Raw genomic sequence first — 22,898 nt, 5'->3', positions numbered from 1 at the left:
ATATGAGAATGGTAGACGTAATTTCGAAAAAGCGTGATGGCAAAGAATTAACGACCGAAGAAATCGGGTTTGTAGTCGATGGTTACACGGCGGGCAAGATTCCTGATTATCAAGTCAGTGCGCTCGCTATGGCGATTTTCTTTCAAGATATGACAGACCGAGAACGCGCCGATTTGACGATGGCGATGGTGAATTCTGGTGAAACGATCGACTTGTCAGCGATTGAGGGCATCAAGGTAGATAAACACTCGACAGGCGGTGTGGGCGATACGACGACACTTGTATTGGCGCCACTTGTTGCAGCGCTTGACGTGCCAGTTGCGAAGATGTCAGGACGCGGATTAGGCCACACAGGAGGCACAATTGATAAGCTAGAAGCGATTGAAGGTTTCCACGTAGAAATCACGAAAGAGCAGTTTATCGACTTGGTAAACCGTGATAAAGTTGCAGTAATTGGTCAATCCGGCAACCTAACCCCTGCTGATAAAAAATTATACGCGTTACGCGATGTAACAGGAACGGTAAACTCGATTCCACTTATCGCAAGCTCGATTATGAGTAAGAAAATTGCAGCTGGCGCGGACGCGATTGTGTTGGATGTTAAAACGGGCGCCGGTGCGTTCATGAAAACGGACAAAGATGCGGAAAATTTGGCGCATGCGATGGTTCGGATTGGGAATAATGTCGGTCGTCAAACGATGGCGGTTATTTCAGACATGTCACAACCACTAGGTTTTGCGATTGGAAACGCTTTGGAAGTACAAGAAGCGATTGATACGCTAAAAGGTGAAGGTCCAGAAGATTTGACGGAATTGGTTTTAATTTTGGGAAGTCAAATGGTTGTGCTTGCTAAGAAAGCGAAGGATTTAGATGAGGCGCGTGCGATGTTGAAAGAGGTTATGGAAAACGGCAAGGCTCTGGCGAAATTCAAGGATTTCTTGGATAACCAAGGCGGGGATGGCTCGATTGTGGATGATCCTAGCAAGTTACCACAAGCGAAATTCAAGATCGATGTACCAGCTAAGGAAAGCGGTGTAGTTGCTGAGATTGTCGCAGATGAAATAGGTATTGCAGCGATGCTTTTAGGTGCCGGACGTGCGACGAAAGAAGACGAGATCGACTTGGCTGTTGGAATTATGTTGCGGAAGAAGGTCGGCGATAAAGTGGAAGCCGGTGAGCCACTTGTAACGATTTATGCGAATAAAGAAGACGTGGAGGCGGTTGAAGCGAAGATTTACGAAAATATTCGGGTGAGCGATAATGCAGAAGTGCCAAAGTTGATTCATACGGTGATTACGGAGTAGATTAAAATGAGAACAGCTCCGTGTATGTTACGCGAACGAAACGCTAAGTGAACAAGAAGTAGAAGAGTTCACTAGAGCTTGATTTAGACAAGTAACTACGCCATGTTTTTTAGAGTGGCGTAGTTACTTGTTTTTTTATAGGGCGATGGTTTCGTCTGGAGATCTTGTTTGCGGGAATGCGTAGTTGTTTGGCGTAGCTCTGTTTCGCGATCTAGCTTCAACGGCCAGATCCTCGAAAATTTCGGTGCCTCCAAAAAAGTCAAAAGAGGACTTTTCCTACGCCCCCTAACAATTTTTGTCGGATCTAACGGGCCGTTTCAGCTTTTCGTCAGATCTAGCTTCAAACGCCAGCCTCTCGGAAATTTCGGTGCCTCCGTAAAAACCAAAAGAGGGTTTTCACTGCGCCTCCTAACAATTTCTGTCGATGCTAAACGGGCGTTTTCAGCTTTTCATCTACACAACATAAAATATAATACAATCATCACTCTGCGATACTTTATTGAAAAAGGTCTGCAGAGCTCGGAAATTTAATAGAAGGTCTTTGTCTAATTTGTCCTTTTTCGTGCGCCAATTTATACCGTAAAGACCGCTCTTTTTTAGTTGCTTGAAATCATACATCGCGACGAATTCTTCTTCGGTAATGCTAAACAGAGCTTCTTTCGCCATACGGACTTGTTCTGGATAGATAAAATAAACAGTCGCCACAGCATCGCGGATCTCGTTTTCAATCCGAAGTGGAACAATATAACCCCACGGCGATGGCCCGTTTCTTGTCTTCTTGCAAAATATATAATGAATAACTTCCCAATATTCATCAAGTGACAGCAACATCGGCATCGTAAAAACGGATTCATCTCCTGCTTTTATTTCTCGCATACCCGGCTCGTCAATGTAATAATAATAACCGCATAATCCCATTTTTATTATTCCCCTTTCAAGTTGTTCCTAGTTGGTTTATTTTGTTTATCGAAAAAGATAAAACCAAATGCTTCACCATGATAAAGTTTATTATGCTCAATTTTAGTTGATTTGTCAACGAAATGCTAAACGGTGTAATTTTCTATATGGACGTGGTAAAATTAAGAACAAATGTTTCTACTTTTGAAAAATAGGGTAAACAGATAAACATGTTTTAATGACAAAATGGAGAGGGAAGTGACTCATGATACGCTTCGAAAATGTAACGAAACAATATCAAAATGGCGAGCATGCCGTCAAAAATATCGATTTGGACATAAAAGATGGTGAGTTTTTCGTTTTTATCGGGCCGAGTGGTTGTGGCAAAACAACGACGCTGAAGATGATTAATCGCCTTATTCCACTGACGACAGGGACTATTTATATCGACGAGAAGCGAATTAGTGATTATAACATTCACGAATTGCGCTGGAATATCGGCTACGTACTGCAACAAATCGCGCTTTTTCCGCATATGACGATCGAGGAAAATATCGCGATTGTGCCGGAACTGAAGAAATGGGAGAAGGAGAAGACGCACGATCGCATTACTGAGCTACTAAATAGTGTTGGTTTGGACGCGGAAAGCTATCGCAACCGGAAACCGGCGGAGCTTTCAGGCGGTGAGCAGCAACGTGTCGGCGTTGTTCGTGCGCTAGCCGCTGACCCCGAAATTATTTTGATGGATGAACCTTTCAGCGCGTTAGACCCGATTAGTCGCCAGAAATTGCAACAAGATATGATTGTCTTGCAACGCAAAATTAAAAAGACAATCGTGTTTGTAACACATGATATGCAGGAGGCGCTCATGCTTGGCGACCGAATTTGTATTATGAAGGATGGCGAAGTCGTACAATGCGATACGCCGAATGAAATTTTGCAAAATCCAGCGAATGAATTTGTGCAAAACTTCTTGGAGTCAGGCAATGTGAACAAGCACGTGCTATCTTCTAAATTTACCGTGCATGATATGTTGGAACAAGGCTATTTCGAGGCGCAGGTTGTTGCTGGAGAGGCTGATTTTGCGGAGTCAATTGCAGTGGAAGTTATCTTGCAACAATTAGCGAGTCAGGCGTCTGTATCTGTTGCCAAGGACGGCAAACCCGTTGGAACGATTACACAGCAACATGTCATCCAGTTCCTAGCTAAACAACTAGAGAGGGAGGCTGCGCATGTATGAGTAAATTAATCGATACGTTTCAGGTGCGTCAGGATGCGTTGTGGGCAGCGTTAGTTCAACACATCGAATTATCTTTCGTCTCCCTTTTTATTGCTGTATTTATCGCTGTGCCGCTTGGAATCTATTTAACGAACCATAAGCGTGCCGCTGAGCCGATTATTCAAGTAACGGCGGTTTTGCAAACAATTCCATCACTTGCCTTGCTAGGTTTGCTGATCCCATTAGTTGGAATTGGGACGGTACCGGCGATTATCGCGCTTGTAATCTATGCCTTGTTACCCATTTTGCGGAATACATATACTGGAATTAAAGAAATTGATCCAGTTTTAATGGAAGCTTCCGAAGCAATGGGAATGAACAGGTGGAAGAAGCTTTATAAAGTGCAACTACCGCTCGCGATGCCCGTTATTATGGCTGGTATCCGAACGGCGATGGTTCTTATTATCGGAACCGCAACGCTTGCGGCTTTAATCGGAGCTGGTGGACTGGGTGATCTCATCCTACTCGGGATTGACCGCAATGACAACAGCCTGATTCTGCTCGGTGCAATTCCAGCAGCTTTACTGGCGATCCTGTTTGATGTCATTTTGCGCTACATGGAAAAAGCGACATTCAAGCGAACACTCATCACGATTACTGGTGCACTCGTCGTGACGGCAAGTATCATCATCGTACCATATTTCACGCAACCGCAAAAAGAACTCGTGATTGCCGGAAAACTTGGTTCGGAGCCAGAAATCTTGATTAATATGTACAAACAGCTAATTGAAAATGATACCGACCTGAGCGTCAAAGTAAAGCCGAATCTCGGAAAAACGAGTTTTGTTTTCAATGCGTTAAAATCAGGCGATGTCGATATTTACCCTGAGTTCACGGGCACTGTTTTGGAAACCTTCCTCAAAGAACCAGCGAAAAATCACAACCCAGAAGCCGTTTATGAGCAAGCACGCGACGGACTTGCAAAAAATGAGAAGATGGCACTACTGAAACCGATGAAATACAATAACACGTACGCCGTCGCAGTTGCACCACAGTTCGCTAAAGCTTACAATCTGAAAACAATTTCTGATTTAAAAGCTGTGCAAGCCTCCGTTAAAGCCGGTTTTACGTTGGAATTTTCCGATCGGGAGGATGGTTATAAGGGGTTGCAGAAACAATATGGATTACAATTCGATTCATTGAAAACAATGGAGCCAAAACTGCGCTATTCCGCTCTGAAAGCTGGCGATATCAACACGCTTGATGCCTATTCAACAGATAGCGAAATCGCCCAATACAAACTCAAAGTACTAAAAGACGACAAGCAACTATTCCCGCCATATCAAGGCGCACCACTCATGCTCGAATCAACATTGAAAAAATATCCAGAGCTAAAAGCCCCGCTAGAAAAACTAGCAGGTAAAATCACCGATCAACAAATGAGCGAAATGAACTATGAAGTCAATGTAAAAGGCAAGTCTGCCGAAGAAGTCGCGAAGAACTACCTACAAAAAGAAGGCCTACTAAACTAAACTAATCAAAAAAGGAAGACGAGGAACTGGTCATAGAACACCAATTCCTGTCTTCCTTTTTGCTATAGCGTTTAGTAGCCTGTTTCGACCGATGCATTCACAATATACATCAAATCATTCTTGTCCGCTTTGTCCGCTAGAAAAATGCCACTTGTCGTAAGCATTCCACCTGACATGGTTTCTACCGTGACTGTGCCATAAGGAATAATCGCCCGAATCGCATCGGAATCAAGTAACTCCGCATCTATCGGTAACGCCAATTTCACATGGACCACCATATTATTCAGGTCTTTACTCGGCAATAAGTCTTCAATTCCCGGCATCGAATTCGTAAAAATCGCATTTCTCACTGCCCGAATCGCAGCTTTCGTAATATCTTGGCCATGTAGATCCACACCGAAACCAGTTTGGATAAACAATATTTTCTCCATCTCATCACGCTCCTATTTAAAAAATGCTAATCCTGGTCGTTCTTTTGCATATTGTTCTAAGACTTGCGTCCAAACCTTGCCATCGGGATCATCACTTGCCGATAGAGCCGCGGCCATCTGACGCCTTTGAGCCTCCCCAAGCTCTGTTTCAATCTCGGCCCCAGCTTCCGTCAAAAACAGGCAACGAATACGCTTGTCCTTAGCAGACGGCTCCATCCTGATATATCCCTTTTCCCTCAATTCTAACAACGGTTGATGCAGTGCTTGTTTCGAAACCTCGAGTAGTGTTAACAGCTCGTTCATTTTAATACCTGGCGAATGCGCTACGAAAAATAAAATTCGGTGATGCGTACGCGTAATGCCATGTTTCCCAATGAGCCTATCAGCGGTTTCAACAAACGTTTTGTAAGCAAAATAAAATAGAGCGATCTGCTGATTTAATCGATCCTCTTTGTCCATAATGTATCCCCTTTTTTAACAAAATATAAATTCAGTATAGCACAGATTGAGAAAAGTAGGAATGTGGCATTTGATCAATTTTGCAGTACCACTTAAGCATTTAGTAACTATAAATGCTAGCGAAGAAGGCGTCACAGCCAGCGTTTGAGAAAAGGAAATAATAGCCCAAATTTGAAACTCTTTCTCAAAAGTAGGTATCAAAAATAGAATATAAGGGTAAGGTCTAATAAAGGAGTTGATGATGATGGGAAATAAATATCAACGCATTTTAGTAGCTTTAGATGGATCAACACAAGCTGAAATCGCCTTTTTGAAAGCGGTAGAACTTGCCAAAGCAACGGGGGCGGAACTCGGGCTTGCAAGCATTGTGGACATCCGGTCATTCTCGCCGAATATTTCTTATGATGGAGGCTTGGAAAAAGCAGCTTATGAAGAATCGGCGGCTAGGCTGGCTGAATACAAGAAGTTGGCCGGAGAAGCAGGCATCAAACAAGTACACACGCTCCTCGAAATTGGAAATCCTAAAACCTTACTTGCTCGTGATCTCCCCGCCAAATTCGACGCAGATGTTCTGATTTGTGGTGCAACGGGCCTCAATCGTATTGAGAAAATCGTTCTAGGAAGTGTCTCCGCACATGTTTTACAACACGCGATTTGTGATGTATTAGTAGTCCGGGAGAAATAAGACAACGCATGATATTCGTAGCTCGAAAATGGGAGCTAGCTAATATCATGCGTTTTTGATTAATGTGTAATCTCTAAATCTTTCATTTTCTCAGGCTCATGTTTATAGTGGAAAGTAAACTGGAAGACAATCGCCAAGATAAGCGTGTAGGCCGCGAAAATAAGCCAGATCGTTTGCCAATCTTTGACGCCATCGATCGTATAGTAGTCGACAACCATACCGCTTAAAATCGCCCCAACATAAGCACCCACGCCATTTACCATTGTCATGAACAAGCCCTGGGCGCTTGCTCGGATGTCCTTACTAACTTCCTGTTCCACGAAAATGGCGCCGGAAATGTTGAAGAAATCAAACGCACAGCCATAAACAATCATCGAAAGCAGTAGAAGTACCGTACCAAGTGGTGACGGATCGCCGAATGCAAATAGGCCAAAACGTAGCGTCCATGCAACCATGCTGACCAACATCACCGTTTTAATGCCATAGCGTTTCAGAAAGAAAGGAATTGCTAAGATAAATACAACCTCAGCCATTTGTGACACGGACAGTAAGATCGAAGGATACTTCACCACGAGGCTGTCTGCAAACGCTGGATTTAAGCCAAAGTCATGCAGGAACGGGTTACCGAACGTATTCGTAATTTGCAACACGGCTCCAAGTAACATTGCAAAAAGGAAAAACACGGCCATTTTCGGCTTTTTAAAAAGGACGAAAGCATTTAAACCGAGCATGCTGACCCAGCCTTGCTTTTTCTTTTTGTTCGCCGTCGGAATGGCTGGCATCGTTAGCGAATAAAGCGAGAGTAAGAGCGATGCGCCCGCCGCAATGTAAAGCTGTACGTTGCTAAGTTCAAGACCTGCAAAGCTGATTGTCCACATCGCGATAATGAAACCAACTGTCCCAAACACACGAATTGGTGGGAAGTTAGATACCGTATCCAGACCAGCTTTTTCTAAGCAATAGTAGGAAACCGTATTAGATAGCGCGAGCGTGGGCATGAAGAACATCGCGTTTACCAACATCACCCAGAACATCACGGTTGGATCCGACACAGTTGCCGCATAAAACAATGCCCCAGCACAAATCAAATGACATGCGGTATACAAGTAGTTTGCCTTGATCCATTTATCTGCAACAATCCCCATCAAAGTCGGCATAATCACAGCGGCGATCCCCTTTGAGCTATAAACTATCCCAACCTCGACGCCCGAAAAACCAAGCGTGTTAATCATATAAGAACCGAGCGTAATCAGCCAGCTCCCCCAAATAAAGTACTGCAAAAATGACATAAAGCGAAGACGCGTTTTAATCCCCATGATGTTCTCCCTTCCAAATTAGCTAGACTTATTTCCGATATGATAAAAAGTATCCACGATTAGAATCTAGAAATGATTTCCGCCACAAGTTTCAAGAAAGTAGCTTTCACACGTTCTGCTGTCTCAATAACCTCATCATGGCTAAGTGGTTGGTCCAAAATGCCACATGCCATATTAGTCAGGCACGAGATACCAACCGTTTCAATCCCCGCATGGCGCGCAATCAGTGCTTCGGGAACTGTCGACATACCAACCGCGTCCGCTCCGAAACCGCGAATCATGCGAATCTCCGCTGGTGTTTCGTACGTTGGACCAGTCCACCAAGCGTAAACACCCTCACGTAGCGTCACGTTTTGGTCTGTTGCTACGTTTTTAACGATACCACGCAAGCGCTTACTATAGACTTCTGAAACATCCAAGAATCGCACACCAAGCTCCGGATTGTTCGGTCCCATTAATGGATTATTTGCTGTCAAATTAATATGATCTGTAATCAACATCAAATCACCAGGATTAAAGTCTGTATTGACAGCGCCACAAGCGTTCGTAATAATCAATTTTTCCACACCAAGCGCTTTCATAACACGGACTGGGAAGGTGACTTCATCTAGCGGAAACCCTTCATAGTAGTGGAAACGCCCCTTCATCGCAACAATGTTTTTATCGCCTATACGACCAATAACAAGCTCATTCGCATGCCCAACAGCCGAAGATTTTGCAAAATGCGGAATATCATTGTACGGAATATGAATCGCATCATCAATCGTATCCGCAAAAGGCCCAAGCCCCGATCCTAAAATAATACCAATCGTTGGTTTCACCGCTGTTAATTGCTCAATATAGCTGAGAGCCTCATTAATTTGTTCTGTTTTATGCATCGTTATTTCCTCCTCGACATCATTAGCCTTTTACAAAAAAACTGTAAAGCGCTTTCAACGTAATCTTAACATGAATGAATCGGAATGTAAATAACTTTTTTTCATTTTGATAAAAAGTGCTCGAAATTGCTTTTTAGTTTGGTATTTGATACATTTTTACTATACAAGAGGGGGGCGTTACGGTGGTTAGCAATATGTTGGAGACGTTTCGAACAACGCAGAGTTCTAAAATAAAGAAGTTAAAAATTTTATATAACCTAATCCGTAAGCATGCATCGATTACGGTGGAAGAGTTGTTAGCAGCGACTGGAATGAAGCCTGCCACATGCGCCAGACTGCTCGATGAACTGAGTAAAAATGATCTGATTACAAGTAACGAATTAGGTGTTTCAACAGGCGGACGAAAACCGATTTTATATCGTATTAATCCAGAGAAAGCTTATTTAATCGGCATCGAGGTCACTAATATTTATTCCACGATTGTCCTCACTGACATTAATTTAAAAGAGTTGGGACATAAGAAAATTCAGATGAGGAAGCAAGTTTCCATATATGAAACACTCGATATGTTCACGGTACAGTTGCTTGATTTGCTTGCTGAGCAAGGAAAAGCAATCGCCGACATTCTGGGTATCGGAATCTCAATTGACGATGCACTTGATCAAATAAGTGAGAACAGTGACGTAACGTCGCATGATATTGAGCACTATTTGGCGAGTAAAATCCCGACGTATATCATGGTTGGTAGCGGGGTAAATTTTGCGGCTCTCGCAGAGTATCGCTTGCATTATTGGCAGACGAGCGAGCGTTTTTTGCTAACGACGGTGGATGTGGAGATCCGCAGCGCTGAAATTGTAGGTGGTATTGTAGCGTCAGGACAAAGCCGGATGACCAACGCATTTGGGCACACGATTATTGATACGAATGGTTCGCGCTGCTATTGCGGTTCTCATGGTTGCCTGCATACTTACAGTTCTTTATCCGCGATTAAAGCGAAGATTGGTCACGAATTAAAGCAAGGCAAACCATCGATCCTATCAGAGCTTGTGATTAATCCCGATGATATCGATTATTTCACGATTTTTCAGGCGCTGGAGAAGGGCGACCCAATGTGCCATGATACTTTGAAAAACGCGGCCTATTACTACGGTATCGCGCTTTCTAATCTAATTTTGATGACGCAACCCGATACGGTGGTCTGCGGCGGAACCCTCGTTCCAAAAGGTACTTTTTTCGAGGATGCCAAAAGAATCACCGAAGAACGACTAAAAGCCTTCCCAAAAATAAAAACAACCATTTATCCTGCAAAAGAGTCTTACGAAATCGTGGCTCAGGGGGCAGGAGGCATGGTTCTCGAACAATTCTTGAGATAGAAGATAAGCCAAGTAAATCAGCCCCCATATACATGCAATCCTTACTGGGGGACAATGATTTATTCATTCTTGGCGAGTTGGATTTCCTTTTTGTTGCCGGGGTAGTCGTATAAGAACCAAGCGACTTTTTTTTGAATATCGGGATTAGCGAACATTGTGCGGTGGTCGTACTCTTCCCCTTTGTAGTAGCTTTCTAGGTACACTTTCGAATGGCCTTTAAAAATGAGACGTGATCCTAAAGCGCTGAGAACGGGGACGATATCATCGGAAAAGCTGTCGTCGTCTACGTCACCTGCAATAGATAATACGAGTAAATCAGGGCTTATTTTTGAGCTATTGTCCTCATACGTGCGGAGTAGCGGCGTTGTCTTTGGAACGTCGTCAAATGTTAGGTCGCCAGCGTTATCATCGCTTTCGAGATCGTTAAATGGCGAGCCAATAGCTACTAAGCGCTTTAATTCAGGCGTGGCTTTAGCATATTTTTGTGCGTAGGTTGATAAAACAAGACCGCCGTTGGAATGTCCAACACCATCGAATTTAGTGAAGCCATAGCGGTTCGCGACGTCTTTTAGTGCGATCCGTAACCAGTCAGCTTGTTGTGTGATTGTTGCATCTATACTATCCTCAAAGCCGATCTGAATGATTGGATGTTGGGCATTTTTGGTGAGGGTTCCGTAGTAGTTTAATTTCCCATCGGTGCTGATTTTAAGAGAAATACGCTGATTGGAAACTTTATATTTATCGATGAAAGTGCTGCTAAAACCATCAAAAGTGCCAGTGCCGCCCCCAGTACCGTGAACGAGAACGAGTGCTGTTTGGGAGGAAAGGTTTGGTAGATTTTGTAGCTCTTTTTCGCTCGCTTTCGAAGGGCCACAGCCAGCAAGAATGAGCGATAGCATAAGAAGGCTTACTAGTATTTTTTTCATGAGGAAAACCCTTTCTTTGGGGTGTTATTTTGCTTCATTATCGAGTTTACGTCTAATTTCGCGAGCGATGCACTCGACGGTGTAAAGTGCTGGAAGCTGCGAGGTGATGTCTGCGCCTTGATAGGTTTCACGATGGATATAATATGGAATATTAACGTCGGAAAGTCTTGCCACCGTGGACTTTTCGCTATTTGTGATGGAGAGAATTTTACATTGGTGGGCGTTGATGTGTTGGATATATTTAATCACTTCGCTCGTTTCGCCAGACACGGAGATAGCGATGATACATAGCTTTCCGGAAAGCCCTTTAGAGAGGTGATTGAACGGGTGATTCAGTGGGTCTTCGATGTGAAGTGCCAGCGTGAATAACGAAGAAAAGTAAAGCGCGCCATATTCTGCGACAATGCCCGAGGAGCCAACGCCGACGAACAAGACTAATTCCGCGTCTTTTAATAATTCTGTTGCCTGCCCAATGCGGCCTTTAAATTCGGATTGTGAGGTCCTTTTTAAAAAATCAATATACGTTGTTTCATCCGCTAAGTCCACTTGTGTCGCTCCAGCGCGTTCTGTATACATCCGTAAACGTACCCGAAACTCCGAGAAACCACTGCAGTCAAATTTTCGGCAAAACCGTAAAATCGTCGCGGTACTAACGTGTGTCGCATCCGCTAAATCGCGAATTCGCATCAAACAAACTTTGTCCAAATGGGCGGTGATGAACTTGTAAATCATCATATCCACATCGCTTAATTCAGGCGTTTTATCTAAAAACAGCACAATGCTTCGACCTCCTATTTTTCATACCCTTATTCAAAAGTCTAGCATATAACATCTAGGGTTACAACTTGTTACTTCCCTGACACAAATTTCATCTTTGCAAACGCTTTTCTAAATAGACGGGTGCTATATCAATTAGCTATCTAGCATACTATAATGAAAATAAGAAAGCGCTATCTTTTATGATTTTAAAAAGGTGAGGAGAAAAGATAATGAATAAGTTCTATGCATTTCTTGAAAATCGGTTGGCGCCAGTCGCAGCTAAATTATCAGCGCAAAGACATTTAGCCTCAGTTCGCGACGGCATCATGCTAGCAATGCCATTTTTAATTATAGGTTCTGTCTTTATGATTATTCAATATTTACCGATTCCGGGTTATGAGGGTTTCATGGCTAATATTTTCGGCGCGCAGTGGCAAGTGAAACTAGGCTATCCAGTAGAGGCGTCCTATAATATTATGGCAATTTTGGCCTGTTTCGGTGTCGCCTATAGGCTCGCTGAGAAATATAAAACTGCCGATCCGTTGATGAGTGGCGCGGTAGCTTTAGTTAGTTTCATCCTAACCATTCCACAAATCACATCATTTACACCTGAAGGAAGTAAAACGGCGTACGATGTTGGTGGAGTTATCCCAACGATTCTTACAGGAAGCCAAGGCCTGTTCGTGGCTATCGTTATTGCCTTGCTTGCCACAGAAATTTTCCGCATTATTTTTGAGAAAAACTGGGTGATAAAAATGCCTGCTGGAGTTCCAGAAGCGGTCGGCAAGTCGTTTATGGCCCTGATTCCAGGATTTATAACCATTACGACAATCTGGATTTTGCGTCTACTCATTGAATTAACACCGTTTTCGAGTATCAACGAAATTATTTCGACGGTTATCGGGATTCCAATGCATTATATCGGTAGCACACTTCCTGGCATGATCGTAACAGTCATCATTATCGCGCTACTTTGGAGCATTGGCTTACACGGTGACGCCATTATCGGCGCATTCACAAATCCGGTTTGGCTCGCCAATATGGACGCCAACCGCGCAGCATTCCAAGCAGGAAAAGAATTACCGAACATCATTACGCAACAATTTTACGAATTATGGATCGTGCCAGGTGGGACAGGAGCTTTGCTCGGCTTCGTCATCCTACTATTCTGGCGAGCTAAAAGTAAGCAAATGAAACAACTCGCTAAAATTTCCGGACCAGCTAGTGTATTCAACATCAGTGAACCCATGGTTTTCGGTGTACCGATCGTGTTAAATCCATATTTCATCATTCCATTTGTTTTAACGCCAGTCATTCTCGTAATTGTGACTTATTTTGGGATGGACTCAGGTTTAGTCGCGAAACCGGCGGGGATCGCCTTGCCATGGACAACACCGCCAATCATCAGCGGCTTCTTAGCAACCGGTGGCAAAATTTCAGGATCTATCATGCAAATCATTAACATCTTGATCGCAATGCTAATCTACTGGCCGTTCTTCAAAGTCTGGGATGCCCAAAAATATAAAGAAGAGCAAGTATTCATAAATAAAGAAGTTGGGAGTCCTGAAAAATGAAGAGAACATTAAAAATCGCTACAATTGGCGGTGGATCAAGCTATACACCCGAACTGATCGAAGGATTTATCAATCGTTATGAGGTGTTACCGATCCGTGAATTATGGCTTGTTGATGTGGAAGAAGGCCGGGAAAAACTAGAGATTGTCGGCGCATTAGCTAAACGCATGGTCGAAAAAGCAGGTATTCCAATGGAGATTCATTTAAGTATGGATCGGGAGGAAGCGCTCAAAGATGCTGATTTTGTAACAACACAGTTCCGAGTAGGGCGCCTAGAAGCCCGGATACTAGACGAAAGTATCCCGCTAAAATATAATGTTATCGGTCAAGAAACAAATGGTCCCGGCGGACTTTTCAAAGGTTTACGAACAATTCCCGTCATTCTCGACATTTGCCGCGATATCGAGCGACTTTGTCCCGATGCTTGGCTTGTTAATTTTACCAATCCAGCTGGTATGGTCACCGAAGCTGTTTTGCGCTACAGTAACATCACAAAAGTAGTCGGACTTTGCAACGGCCCGATCGGTATCCAAAAAGGTATTGCCAAAGAACTGGATGTGGATATGTCTCGTATCTACGTCGAATTTGTTGGACTCAACCACATGGTCTTTGCCAAAAATGTCTATCTTGACGGCAAGAATGTCACGCCAACCGTCATGGCAAGAATGACAAAAAAGGAAGATGGCATTTCCTTGAAAAATATCGCAGACATCGGCTGGGACCCGCTTTTCTTGAGCACACTTGGCATGATTCCGATTGGTTATTTACGTTACTATTACCAGACTGCAACGATGCTTGCCGAACAACAGGCGTCTGTTGCGAAAGAGGGAACAAGAGCAGAAGTCGTGAAACGTGTCGAGACCGAACTTTTTGAATTGTATAAGGATCTAGATCTCGCCGAAAAACCGCAACAACTCGAACAACGTGGTGGCGCTTATTACAGTGAAGCCGCTTGCAATTTGATTCATTCCATTTATAATGATAGACGAGACATCCAAACGGTGAACACGCGAAATAATGGTGCCGTTGTTGGCATTGATCCAGATTCAGCGGTGGAAGTGAACTGTGTGATTACGAGCCATGGCCCGATTCCGTTGACGACAGGGGCGCTACCAATCGCGGTAAACGGTCTCGTGCAGTCGATTAAAACCTTTGAACGCTTAGCGGCAGAAGCTGCGGTGACAGGAGATTACAATACGGCACTGCTTGCAATGACGGTTAATCCACTTGTGCCAAGCGATAAAATAGCGCATCAGCTGTTAGATGAATTACTCGAGGCGCACCAACAATATTTACCGCAATTTAATACATGATGAGAGGAAGATGGAGACAGAATGAACGGACTTAATTTGACAGTATCAGCAGACTATGAGGCGATGAGTGACGCCGCAACAGCACTCGTGATTGAAAAATTCAAACAGGCACCAACAGGACTATACTGTTTTGCTGGTGGAGACACGCCGGTGGGTACATTACGCCGACTCGTTGCCGCACATAAATCCGGTGAAATTGACCTTCAAAAAGCCTATTTTGTAGAGCTTGACGAATGGGTAGGGTTGGACGGAGGCGACGAAGGAAGTTGTCTCTATTATTTAGAAAAAGAGCTCTTCGGTCCTGCTCAGATTGACGCATCCCATTACCATTACTTCAACGCCAAATCTGCTGATCTAGAAGGAGAATGCCGAGCAGCCGATAAATTTATAGAAGATCATGGCGGACTAGCGCTTATTTTACTAGGCGTTGGCGTGAACGGTCATCTTGGCTTTAATGAACCAGGTGTCAGCTTTGAAAATTATGCCCATATTATTGATCTCGATAGTACTACCCAAAGCGTCGGTCAAAAGTACTTTACACAAGAAGTTGACCGTACAAAGGGGATCACGCTAGGAGTGAAGCATATTTTAGAGGCCAAAACCGCTGTACTAGTTGCAAATGGCGAAAAAAAAACAGCGGCTATCGCTCATCTTCTCGAAGAAAAAGTAACGAACGACTGGCCGGTAACTGTACTCAGAAATCATAACAGTGCATTTATTTTTGTAGATCAAAAAGCACTTTTATAAGCCATAAAGAGTCTTGCCCAGAGAAAGTTTCGGAGCAAGACTTTTTATTCTATGGAGTATTATTTCATTATGTAGTATCCTTAGAAAGAAAACTTACATACTTAAGCGTTGCCAAATAAAGCATTTCTAAAGGGAGAAAAGCCCGAATGGAGAGAAAAGATAATCTAGATTTGCTCAGATGTTTATCGATTTTGATGGTTATTGTTATTCATGTATCTGCGACGCATTTTTTAGGGAATGCCACCCAAATGAACACGAATTTTGCGATCGCGAACTTCTATGATTCGATATCACGCACAGCAGTTCCACTGTTTATTTTACTAAGTGGTTACTTTACTTTGTGCAAGAGCAAAAATTTAGCAATGTATTTTAAAAAACTTACATTAGGTCTCATTATCCCGACAATTGTTTGGATGGTACTTTACGAAATGTTCGAGTTTCTCGATCAAGGTGGTTGGGATGGTTTCGTCCAGTTTGTTATGCAAGGCGGATTATGGGGCTCATTCGATAATTTATTTTTCAATAATTTAGGACGCCATTTATGGTTTATGCCGATGTTCATCGGACTGCAACTCCTTGCTCCGCTGCTCGTTTTTATTAGAAAAAAAATCGGTGAAGTGGGATTCTTTATTTTAGGTCTATTTTTCCTAGCGGTCGGCTTACTGGAAGCTGTTTTTGCGTTTAGAGGGACCGATATGATTGTCGCAAACCTGTTCAGTTGTTTGCTTTACCTAGGTTATTTTATCCTCGGCTACAGCTTACCGAAAACGATACTGTCTCGCTTGAAAAAATTTATCTGGTTTGCGATATTTGCACTGAGTACTGTAGCTATCTATTTCTTTACGGACTGGGCGCTAGAGAATCGCATGGAGATCGGCTTTAAACCGCTATATTTCTATGATTACCTATCTATATTTGTAGTTATCGCAGCGATTGCCCTGTTCATGATGTTTACCAGAATTCAAATTAAAAACCATGGCTTGCAAAAAATTTCACGCGCTATCACACCGCACATCTTCTTCATCTATTTTGTGCATCTGATCGTGTTGCGCTATGTGACAGAAATATTTGCAGATATGATTCCGATTGAAGATCACTTATCGTGGGCGATTCCCGTTATGAGTATCATCATTTTCATCCTATCTTATATCATTAGTTTCCTAATTCAGTGCCCTAAAATCGATTTTCATCAAAAAAAAACAACCGAAGAAACCAGATTATAAATTAGGTAACGCCCCGATCGGAAAAGTATAATAAAAAAGAGTTTGAGCGACGTCGAAATACATCTGGACGAATGCTCAAACTCTTTGCTATTTTACGGTTACAGTAATTGTTTTTTCCGTCGTTAAGCCATAAAAGTTCGAAGCTATATACGTGACGAAATATTTTCCTGCTACATCTGTATTTAAATCACTGGCTTTCACATGCAAGAAAATTCGAATATCACCAGCTAACTCATCAAAAGCTGAGACGTCTTTCAAATAATCAAAGTATGTTCCACGGGGAACCGTTGCATTTTGAGCTTCGATAATCGGGCTTGAAACGACGTTCACTTCAACGCGGCGTTCTTTCCAACGACCATCAGCAGCAATCGCACGATATGTCACGTGATAGCTACCAACTTTGCTTGTATCGACATCATTTTCTGTAACAAAGATGGAATTTGTCAAATCAACATGATTGTCATCGTCATAAGCGGTTAACGAAATCGGTGGCATCATTGGATCGAAAATCGTATTCTTTTTAATAAAATAGCGATGGGCATGCAAAGAAACACCTTTAATACGATCACTGCCAGAAATCGCAAGTTTGTTTTTTAGTGGAAGTGTTTTGGCTTTTGCCGTGTGGTGGGCAAGGCTTGCAGGAAGGACAAGCATAATAGCGGATGTAACGAGGGCAGTTGTGGTTAATTTTTTGTACATGTGTGTTCACTCCTAAATTATCTTATAATCATAAGTATACATTAAATGTCAGAGTTATATTGTTAAAAATTTAACTTTTTTCAAATGTTTTTGTGTACTTTTCGACATAAATAAAGACGGCAAACTTTGAAAAATACAATTTTGCCGTCCAGCTATTTTATTTATTTTTAAAGAATAGTGGCAAATGTTCTTTGTGAGCTTCAAGCAACTCATCGAGCAAGATACGAGCGTCTGTATCGCTTGGAACCAGAGGATTTACGGTCATCGCAAGCAATGCTTTATCATAATCACCAGTAACCGCAGCATCTACTGTTAAGCGTTCTACTGTCTTGATTTGTTGGATAATACCATTGATCGCAACAGGAAGATGTCCGCTTGCCAAAGGAATCGGGCCTTGACGGGTAATCACGCAGTTCGTTTCAATCGCGGATGCAGGATCGATATCCAAAATCGCACCATTGTTACGCGTATTCACAATTTGAATATCCCGTTTGTCGTTGTAAATCGAGTTGATCAAGTTACAAGCCGCCTCACTATAGTAAGCACCACCGCGCTGTTCTAATTGTTTTGGCTTCTCCGCTAAATCGACATCTTTATACAACTCGAAAAGTTCTGCTTCGACACGTTTCACGACTTCTGCACGTGTACCATGTTTTTCATACGCTACTTGTTGATCTTCTAGCTGCGTACGTGTTTGCCAGTAGTAGCGCAAGTAATCGATTGGAATCATATTCAATGTACGCAGGAATGTTGCATCCCAGCCAGTCGCGTTAATGTTTTTCAAAGTGGATCCAGATTCGCCTTCTGTCATTTTAGTAACAACTTCAGCGGTTACATCTTCGCCATCTTTATAAACAGTTTTTGCAAAAACCATATGATTTAAGCCAACAAATTCAACGTAGATATCTGTGTGATCTACACCTAAAATGTCCGCGATGTTCTTCTCAATGCCGATTGGGCCATTACATAAGCCGACTACTTTATTGATATTACTATAACGAAGAACGGCTTCTGTTACCATTCCCGCAGGATTCGCAAAGTTGATCAGCCATGCATTCGGACATAAGCGTTCCATATCTTTACAAATGTCAAGAATGACAGGAACGGTACGGAAAGCTTTAAACATCCCACCAGGGCCATTCGTTTCTTGCCCAACAACACCATGAGAGTTCGGAATACGTTCATCCTTCACACGCGCATCCAATTGGCCAACACGCAATTGTGTCGTTACGAAATCAGCACCTTTCAACGCTTCTTCACGGTCCATTGTTAAATGAATTTCCATGTCCACGCCAGCTTTTTCAACCATCCGTTTTGCTAAATTACCAACGATTTCGAGTTTTTCCTTACCAGCTGGTACATCAACAAGCCAAAGTTCACGTACGGGGAGTTCCTTTTGACGTTTGATGAAACCTTCAATTAATTCAGGAGTGTAGCTTGATCCACCGCCGATTGTAGCGATTTTGATACCTTTAGACATCGATTTTTCCTCCAATATAATCAGATTTGAGCACGCGTTGTGCCCGCAATGTGTATAACGCTTTCTACCTCCATAGTATAGGCTGAAAATGAAAAAATAGCTATTATTTGCTAGCCTTTTGTTAAGCATTTTTGAAGTTGGAAATTGTTCCTTTTATGTAACGAGTTGTCACATAGTGGTGAATCGTGATAAAATAGCGCTATAAACATGATCGGAGGCATGAAAATGCTGTTTTTAGATAAGACGATTGAATTGAATGATACAGAAATGGATATTTACAATTACATCGCGACGAATTTGGATACGGTAACATATATGAGGATTCGTGATTTAGCGGATGCGACACACGTTAGTACAACTACGATTTTGCGATTTTGTCGCAAATTTGGCTGTAGCGGTTTTTCTGAGTTTCGAGTAAAGCTACAAATGTATGCGCAAGAACGGACGAAGATTAATGTGGACATGTCGGATGAAACAACCTATATTGATTTTTTGAAACGGACGGCGCAACCTGAGTTTAAGGCGAATATTGAGGCGTCAGCGAAAATTTTACGCGATGCGGAGCTCGTATTATTTGTTGGAATCGGCTCATCGGGTATTATCGCGGAGTATGGCGCCCTTTATTTTTCCTCGTTATTCACGTTGGCGCTCCACATCGAAGACCCACTAAATCATCCTTTTTACCATCTATCCAGCAAATTATCCGATAAAATTTGCATGATCGCTATCTCGGTTTCAGGTGAGAATGAAGATATAATCAAGTATATTCACCAACTAAAAATGCAAAAATGCAAAATTATTACGATCACAAATAGCGCGAAATCGACCATGGCAAAATTATCAGATGCTAATATTTCCTACTATATAAATAAAGAAATGTATCAAGAAGCGGATATTACTTCCCAACTTCCCGCCATTTATACTGTGGAATGTATTGCTCGTGAAATTCGTACTCAGCTGGATCGTGAAGAAAAATAGGGAAAACCCTGAGCGTTATAGCTGTTCGAATGTGGTAGTATAATTATTGTATACTATTTTTTAGGAGGAATGAAACATGACGAAGATAACCGAGGAACAGAAACAAATCGTTAAGTCAACAGCGCCGATTTTAAAGGAACATGGCAAAGAAATTACAGCCATTTTTTATAAGAAGATGTTTGCGGCACACCCAGAGTTACTCAATTATTTCAACATGACCAATCAAGAAATAGGGACACAACCGCTTGCTTTAGCTAATACGGTGTACCTAGCCGCTGAAAATATTGAACAGTTAAAGATTCTTTTACCACAAGTAAAAACAATTGCACATAAGCACCGCAGTTTGACGATTAAAGCGGAACATTATCCAATTGTTGGTGAATATTTGTTGAAAGGAATCGCAGAATATTTAGGTGATGCTGCAACGCCTGAAATTTTAGATGCGTGGGGCGCCGCTTATGGCATTATTGCCGACATCTTTATCGAGGTGGAGCAAGAAATGTACGATGCGTTAGGCGACGTGCGCAATCGTGACTTCATTGCGTTTAAAATCGCGGCGAAACAGGACGTAGCACCGAATGTGTTCACGTTAGATTTAACCCGCAACGATGGCGGTGAGTTACTAGACTTTGCACCGGGACAATACATATCCTTGCGTGTGAAGTTGGGCGAACTATTCCATAATCGGCAGTATAGCTTGACAAAAGCATTTGATGGAAAAACGTATCAAGTTGCGATCAAGCGAGAAAATGAAAAGGAACCTACGGGTGTAGTTTCCAATCATATTTACAACAACTATCAAGTCGGTGATACTCTTTTAGCAACACTTCCAGCAGGAGATTTTGAACTGGATGCTGATGCAACGAGCCATGTCTTCATTGCAGGCGGAATAGGGATTACACCGATTGCCTCAATGGTAAGCAGCTTCCAGAATCATGATCATGTGACGCTCATTCACTGTGTGCGGTCTGAAGAATATGCCGTATTTTCGCAAAATTTCCAATCCAAACTAGGCGAATCTTACCACCAGTTCGCAGGGAAAAATATCACAAAATCGGATTTAGAACAACTTGTAACGAGTGGAGCAGCGATTTATTTATGCGGTCCAGTTCCGTTTATGCAGGCAGTGGAAGTCATGTTGCGGGAGCTTGGTCACGATCAGGATGATATTCACTTCGAAGCTTTCCAACCAGCACTTAGCTTAGTTTAATAAAAAGGCGCTTCCTTACCCAGTTTATTTTAGGGGAGGAAGCGTTTTTTGAATAAATAAGCAGATTTTTCTATGGATTTATTTTTTTCTAAATAATTAGTGAAATATTGGTGGATTAGACGTATAATAGAAACTATCAACAAAAGGAGCTGAAGCAGTTTGAAAGCAATTTTAACAGTAATAGGAAAAGACAATGTCGGCATTATTGCGGGAGTGAGTCAGGAGCTTAGCGAGCTTGAAATCAATATTTTGGACGTATCACAAACGATAATGGACGGCTATTTTACCATGATGATGATGCTTGATATAAGCACGACTACGAAAGCTTTTGACGAAATAAAGCGTCGGCTAGCCAAAAAAGGTGAAGCACTAAATGTAAAGATTAATATCCAGCGTGAAGAAATTTTTAATTCCATGCATAAATTATAAAAGGAGGTGACTGTCCGTATGGAGACTAAGCAAATACTCGAAACAATTCGTATGATTGAAGAAGAAAAACTAGATATTCGAACAATCACAATGGGAATCTCGTTGCTTGATTGTATCGACAGTGACGGTGAGAAAGCGCGCGCTAAGATCTATCAAAAAATTACTACATATGCCGAAAAATTAGTTCAGACCGGAGAAGATATCGAATCAGAATATGGCATTCCGATTATCAATAAGCGCATTTCTGTGACACCAATCGCGATAATTGCTGGTGCCTCCGATGATAAAGATTATATTGCATTTGCCAAAACATTAGACGACGCCGCAAGAAAAGTTGGTGTCAATTTCATCGGTGGTTTTTCCGCACTTGTCGAAAAAGGATATACAAAAGGTGATGCCATCTTGATCCAATCCATTCCCGAAGCGCTAGCACAAACCGAACGTGTATGTTCCTCCGTTAATATTGGTTCCACACGTACAGGTATCAATATGGACGCTGTTCGGGATATGGGGGAAGTTATCAAAAAAACCGCAGAGCTAACAGCAGATACACAAGGTTTAGGCTGTGCAAAATTAGTAGTTTTCGCCAATGCAGTAGAGGATAATCCCTTCATGGCCGGCGCTTTTCATGGAGTTGGTGAAGCAGATTGTGTGATTAATGTCGGTGTCAGTGGACCAGGTGTTGTCAAACGCGCCATCGAAAAAGTAAAAGGAGCAAGCTTTGATAAAGTAGCTGAGATGGTAAAACAAACCGCTTTTAAAATTACACGAATGGGTGAACTAGTAGGCCAAGTGGCATCCGAGCGGCTTGGCGTCCCATTTGGCATCGTCGATCTATCACTGGCTCCAACCCCAGCAGTCGGTGATTCCGTTGCGCATATACTAGAAGAAATGGGTCTAGAAATGGTTGGTACACACGGCACAACCGCGGCACTCGCGCTCCTCAATGATGCTGTCAAAAAAGGTGGCGTCATGGCATGCGGTCACGTTGGTGGATTAAGTGGCGCATTTATTCCTGTTTCCGAAGACATTGGCATGATCGAGGCAGTAAATGATGGCTCTTTAAATCTAGAAAAACTGGAAGCAATGACAGCGATATGTTCCGTCGGGCTCGACATGATTGCTATACCTGGTGATACACCTGCTTCTACGATTGCCGCAATGATCGCAGACGAAGCCGCAATTGGAGTTATTAACAATAAAACAACGGCCGTGCGCATCATTCCCGCAGTAGGAACAAAAGTCGGCGATATGGTCGCATTCGGTGGACTTCTAGGGACCGCACCAGTTATGAAAGTGAATAAAAAATCATCCGCAGAATTTATCGCAAGAGGTGGAAGGATACCAGCTCCAATTCACTCCTTCAAAAACTAAATGACGAGCGAAGTGAGGAACAATACACATCTACGTGTGATCCGAGGCCTGGCATTAAACATTCCTCGCTTTGCTCTATTTTAGCAATACTT

22 protein-coding genes are annotated in these 22,898 nt (G+C 42.6%); 13 read left to right on the top strand and 9 right to left on the bottom strand.

The window, feature by feature from the left end; all coding sequences use genetic code 11:
- The first annotated feature begins 2 nt into the window (after window positions 1-2).
- Window positions 3-1,304, top strand: coding sequence for a pyrimidine-nucleoside phosphorylase (locus HCJ54_RS10500; RefSeq protein WP_187137596.1), 1,302 nt, complete (start codon window positions 3-5; stop codon window positions 1,302-1,304).
- Window positions 1,305-1,757: 453 nt separating this feature from the next.
- Here HCJ54_RS10500 and HCJ54_RS10495 read toward each other — a convergent pair whose 3' ends face one another.
- Window positions 1,758-2,222, bottom strand: a complete 465-nt coding sequence (locus HCJ54_RS10495) for a DUF1877 family protein (protein ID WP_187137595.1) — start codon at window positions 2,220-2,222, stop codon at window positions 1,758-1,760.
- 244 nt (window positions 2,223-2,466) lie between these two features.
- Here HCJ54_RS10495 and HCJ54_RS10490 point away from each other — a divergent pair, with 244 nt between their 5' ends.
- Window positions 2,467-3,441: an ABC transporter ATP-binding protein gene (locus HCJ54_RS10490; RefSeq protein WP_187137594.1), complete on the top strand. Its 975-nt coding sequence runs from the start codon at window positions 2,467-2,469 to the stop codon at window positions 3,439-3,441.
- Window positions 3,438-4,952 carry an ABC transporter permease/substrate-binding protein gene (locus HCJ54_RS10485; RefSeq protein ID WP_187137593.1) on the top strand — a complete coding sequence of 505 codons (1,515 nt, stop codon included), beginning with the start codon at window positions 3,438-3,440 and terminating at the stop codon, window positions 4,950-4,952. The genes HCJ54_RS10490 and HCJ54_RS10485 overlap by 4 nt, the downstream gene beginning before the upstream one ends.
- Window positions 4,953-5,023: 71 nt before the next feature.
- On the opposite strand, the gene HCJ54_RS10480 is transcribed toward HCJ54_RS10485, so the two are convergent.
- Together HCJ54_RS10480 and HCJ54_RS10475 are read right to left on the bottom strand one after the other, a co-directional pair.
- Window positions 5,024-5,383: a Lin0512 family protein gene (locus tag HCJ54_RS10480; RefSeq protein WP_187137592.1), complete on the bottom strand. Its 360-nt coding sequence runs from the start codon at window positions 5,381-5,383 to the stop codon at window positions 5,024-5,026.
- 12 nt (window positions 5,384-5,395) lie between these two features.
- Window positions 5,396-5,842, bottom strand: a complete 447-nt coding sequence (locus tag HCJ54_RS10475; RefSeq protein WP_187137591.1) for a MarR family winged helix-turn-helix transcriptional regulator — start codon at window positions 5,840-5,842, stop codon at window positions 5,396-5,398.
- A gap of 244 nt (window positions 5,843-6,086) precedes the next feature.
- On the opposite strand from HCJ54_RS10475, the gene HCJ54_RS10470 reads away from it, so the two are divergent.
- Window positions 6,087-6,527: a universal stress protein gene (locus tag HCJ54_RS10470; RefSeq protein ID WP_036068171.1), complete on the top strand. Its 441-nt coding sequence runs from the start codon at window positions 6,087-6,089 to the stop codon at window positions 6,525-6,527.
- Between the two features lie 59 nt (window positions 6,528-6,586).
- Here HCJ54_RS10470 and HCJ54_RS10465 read toward each other — a convergent pair whose 3' ends face one another.
- On the bottom strand, window positions 6,587-7,843 hold the full coding sequence (locus HCJ54_RS10465) for a nucleoside permease (RefSeq protein ID WP_185409333.1): 1,257 nt from the start codon (window positions 7,841-7,843) through the stop codon (window positions 6,587-6,589).
- Window positions 7,844-7,902: 59 nt separating this feature from the next.
- A complete protein-coding gene (locus HCJ54_RS10460) occupies window positions 7,903-8,721 on the bottom strand; it encodes a purine-nucleoside phosphorylase (protein WP_036068166.1) in 819 nt (272 codons plus the stop codon).
- Between the two features lie 182 nt (window positions 8,722-8,903).
- Between HCJ54_RS10460 and HCJ54_RS10455 the strand changes: the two genes are divergently transcribed.
- Window positions 8,904-10,094 carry an ROK family protein gene (locus tag HCJ54_RS10455; RefSeq protein WP_222713016.1) on the top strand — a complete coding sequence of 397 codons (1,191 nt, stop codon included), beginning with the start codon at window positions 8,904-8,906 and terminating at the stop codon, window positions 10,092-10,094.
- A 59-nt stretch (window positions 10,095-10,153) separates the two neighbouring features.
- On the opposite strand, the gene HCJ54_RS10450 is transcribed toward HCJ54_RS10455, so the two are convergent.
- Both HCJ54_RS10450 and HCJ54_RS10445 read right to left on the bottom strand, forming a co-directional pair.
- Window positions 10,154-11,020: an alpha/beta hydrolase gene (locus HCJ54_RS10450; protein ID WP_187137590.1), complete on the bottom strand. Its 867-nt coding sequence runs from the start codon at window positions 11,018-11,020 to the stop codon at window positions 10,154-10,156.
- A 24-nt stretch (window positions 11,021-11,044) separates the two neighbouring features.
- A complete protein-coding gene (locus HCJ54_RS10445; RefSeq protein ID WP_187137589.1) occupies window positions 11,045-11,797 on the bottom strand; it encodes an SIS domain-containing protein in 753 nt (250 codons plus the stop codon).
- A 212-nt stretch (window positions 11,798-12,009) separates the two neighbouring features.
- Here HCJ54_RS10445 and celB point away from each other — a divergent pair, with 212 nt between their 5' ends.
- The 4 genes from celB (at window position 12,010) to HCJ54_RS10425 (ending at window position 16,636) form a co-directional block, all read left to right on the top strand.
- Complete coding sequence (gene celB / locus HCJ54_RS10440; protein ID WP_187137588.1) at window positions 12,010-13,353, top strand: PTS cellobiose transporter subunit IIC; 1,344 nt, start codon at window positions 12,010-12,012, stop codon at window positions 13,351-13,353.
- Complete coding sequence (locus HCJ54_RS10435) at window positions 13,350-14,666, top strand: 6-phospho-beta-glucosidase (protein ID WP_187137587.1); 1,317 nt, start codon at window positions 13,350-13,352, stop codon at window positions 14,664-14,666. Before celB ends, HCJ54_RS10435 begins: the two co-directional genes overlap by 4 nt.
- A 21-nt stretch (window positions 14,667-14,687) precedes the next feature.
- A complete protein-coding gene (locus tag HCJ54_RS10430) occupies window positions 14,688-15,413 on the top strand; it encodes a glucosamine-6-phosphate deaminase (RefSeq protein WP_187137586.1) in 726 nt (241 codons plus the stop codon).
- A 146-nt stretch (window positions 15,414-15,559) separates the two neighbouring features.
- Window positions 15,560-16,636 (top strand): acyltransferase, encoded by a 1,077-nt coding sequence (locus tag HCJ54_RS10425; RefSeq protein ID WP_187137585.1) that lies wholly within the window; start codon window positions 15,560-15,562, stop codon window positions 16,634-16,636.
- A gap of 87 nt (window positions 16,637-16,723) precedes the next feature.
- Here HCJ54_RS10425 and HCJ54_RS10420 read toward each other — a convergent pair whose 3' ends face one another.
- Together HCJ54_RS10420 and HCJ54_RS10415 are read right to left on the bottom strand one after the other, a co-directional pair.
- Complete coding sequence (locus HCJ54_RS10420) at window positions 16,724-17,335, bottom strand: immunoglobulin-like domain-containing protein (protein ID WP_187137584.1); 612 nt, start codon at window positions 17,333-17,335, stop codon at window positions 16,724-16,726.
- A gap of 157 nt (window positions 17,336-17,492) precedes the next feature.
- A complete protein-coding gene (locus tag HCJ54_RS10415; RefSeq protein ID WP_187137583.1) occupies window positions 17,493-18,815 on the bottom strand; it encodes a 6-phospho-beta-glucosidase in 1,323 nt (440 codons plus the stop codon).
- A gap of 225 nt (window positions 18,816-19,040) precedes the next feature.
- Between HCJ54_RS10415 and HCJ54_RS10410 the strand changes: the two genes are divergently transcribed.
- From HCJ54_RS10410 to HCJ54_RS10395, 4 genes are all read left to right on the top strand, one after another.
- Window positions 19,041-19,793, top strand: coding sequence for a MurR/RpiR family transcriptional regulator (locus HCJ54_RS10410; protein ID WP_185525898.1), 753 nt, complete (start codon window positions 19,041-19,043; stop codon window positions 19,791-19,793).
- Window positions 19,794-19,869: 76 nt separating this feature from the next.
- Window positions 19,870-21,003, top strand: a complete 1,134-nt coding sequence (locus HCJ54_RS10405) for a globin domain-containing protein (RefSeq protein WP_187137582.1) — start codon at window positions 19,870-19,872, stop codon at window positions 21,001-21,003.
- A 159-nt stretch (window positions 21,004-21,162) separates the two neighbouring features.
- The gene (locus HCJ54_RS10400) at window positions 21,163-21,432 is read left to right on the top strand and encodes an ACT domain-containing protein (protein WP_185409323.1); all 270 of its coding nucleotides are present in this window, start codon (window positions 21,163-21,165) and stop codon (window positions 21,430-21,432) included.
- 18 nt (window positions 21,433-21,450) lie between these two features.
- Complete coding sequence (locus tag HCJ54_RS10395) at window positions 21,451-22,806, top strand: PFL family protein (protein ID WP_185409322.1); 1,356 nt, start codon at window positions 21,451-21,453, stop codon at window positions 22,804-22,806.
- Window positions 22,807-22,898 lie beyond the last annotated feature (92 nt).

Source organism: Listeria grandensis (genome assembly GCF_014322885.1).
GTDB classification, from domain to species: domain Bacteria; phylum Bacillota; class Bacilli; order Lactobacillales; family Listeriaceae; genus Listeria_A; species Listeria_A grandensis.
This window is presented reverse-complemented; position numbering and strand designations above follow the sequence as displayed.

Bases quoted from the DNA above. Each gene is read 5' to 3' on its own strand.
- HCJ54_RS10460 (WP_036068166.1), bottom strand. From the start codon at position 8,721: ATGCATAAAACAGAACAAATTAATGAGGCTCTCAGCTATATTGAGCAA.
- HCJ54_RS10475 (WP_187137591.1), bottom strand. From the start codon at position 5,842: ATGGACAAAGAGGATCGATTAAATCAGCAGATCGCTCTATTTTATTTT.
- HCJ54_RS10480 (WP_187137592.1), bottom strand. From the start codon at position 5,383: ATGGAGAAAATATTGTTTATCCAAACTGGTTTCGGTGTGGATCTACAT.
- HCJ54_RS10485 (WP_187137593.1), top strand. From the start codon at position 3,438: ATGAGTAAATTAATCGATACGTTTCAGGTGCGTCAGGATGCGTTGTGG.
- HCJ54_RS10430 (WP_187137586.1), top strand. From the start codon at position 14,688: ATGAACGGACTTAATTTGACAGTATCAGCAGACTATGAGGCGATGAGT.
- HCJ54_RS10425 (WP_187137585.1), top strand. From the start codon at position 15,560: ATGGAGAGAAAAGATAATCTAGATTTGCTCAGATGTTTATCGATTTTG.
- HCJ54_RS10420 (WP_187137584.1), bottom strand. From the start codon at position 17,335: ATGTACAAAAAATTAACCACAACTGCCCTCGTTACATCCGCTATTATG.
- HCJ54_RS10500 (WP_187137596.1), top strand. From the start codon at position 3: ATGAGAATGGTAGACGTAATTTCGAAAAAGCGTGATGGCAAAGAATTA.
- HCJ54_RS10435 (WP_187137587.1), top strand. From the start codon at position 13,350: ATGAAGAGAACATTAAAAATCGCTACAATTGGCGGTGGATCAAGCTAT.
- HCJ54_RS10405 (WP_187137582.1), top strand. From the start codon at position 19,870: ATGACGAAGATAACCGAGGAACAGAAACAAATCGTTAAGTCAACAGCG.
- HCJ54_RS10395 (WP_185409322.1), top strand. From the start codon at position 21,451: ATGGAGACTAAGCAAATACTCGAAACAATTCGTATGATTGAAGAAGAA.
- HCJ54_RS10415 (WP_187137583.1), bottom strand. From the start codon at position 18,815: ATGTCTAAAGGTATCAAAATCGCTACAATCGGCGGTGGATCAAGCTAC.
- HCJ54_RS10490 (WP_187137594.1), top strand. From the start codon at position 2,467: ATGATACGCTTCGAAAATGTAACGAAACAATATCAAAATGGCGAGCAT.
- celB (WP_187137588.1), top strand. From the start codon at position 12,010: ATGAATAAGTTCTATGCATTTCTTGAAAATCGGTTGGCGCCAGTCGCA.
- HCJ54_RS10465 (WP_185409333.1), bottom strand. From the start codon at position 7,843: ATGGGGATTAAAACGCGTCTTCGCTTTATGTCATTTTTGCAGTACTTT.
- HCJ54_RS10470 (WP_036068171.1), top strand. From the start codon at position 6,087: ATGGGAAATAAATATCAACGCATTTTAGTAGCTTTAGATGGATCAACA.
- HCJ54_RS10450 (WP_187137590.1), bottom strand. From the start codon at position 11,020: ATGAAAAAAATACTAGTAAGCCTTCTTATGCTATCGCTCATTCTTGCT.
- HCJ54_RS10410 (WP_185525898.1), top strand. From the start codon at position 19,041: ATGCTGTTTTTAGATAAGACGATTGAATTGAATGATACAGAAATGGAT.
- HCJ54_RS10495 (WP_187137595.1), bottom strand. From the start codon at position 2,222: ATGGGATTATGCGGTTATTATTATTACATTGACGAGCCGGGTATGCGA.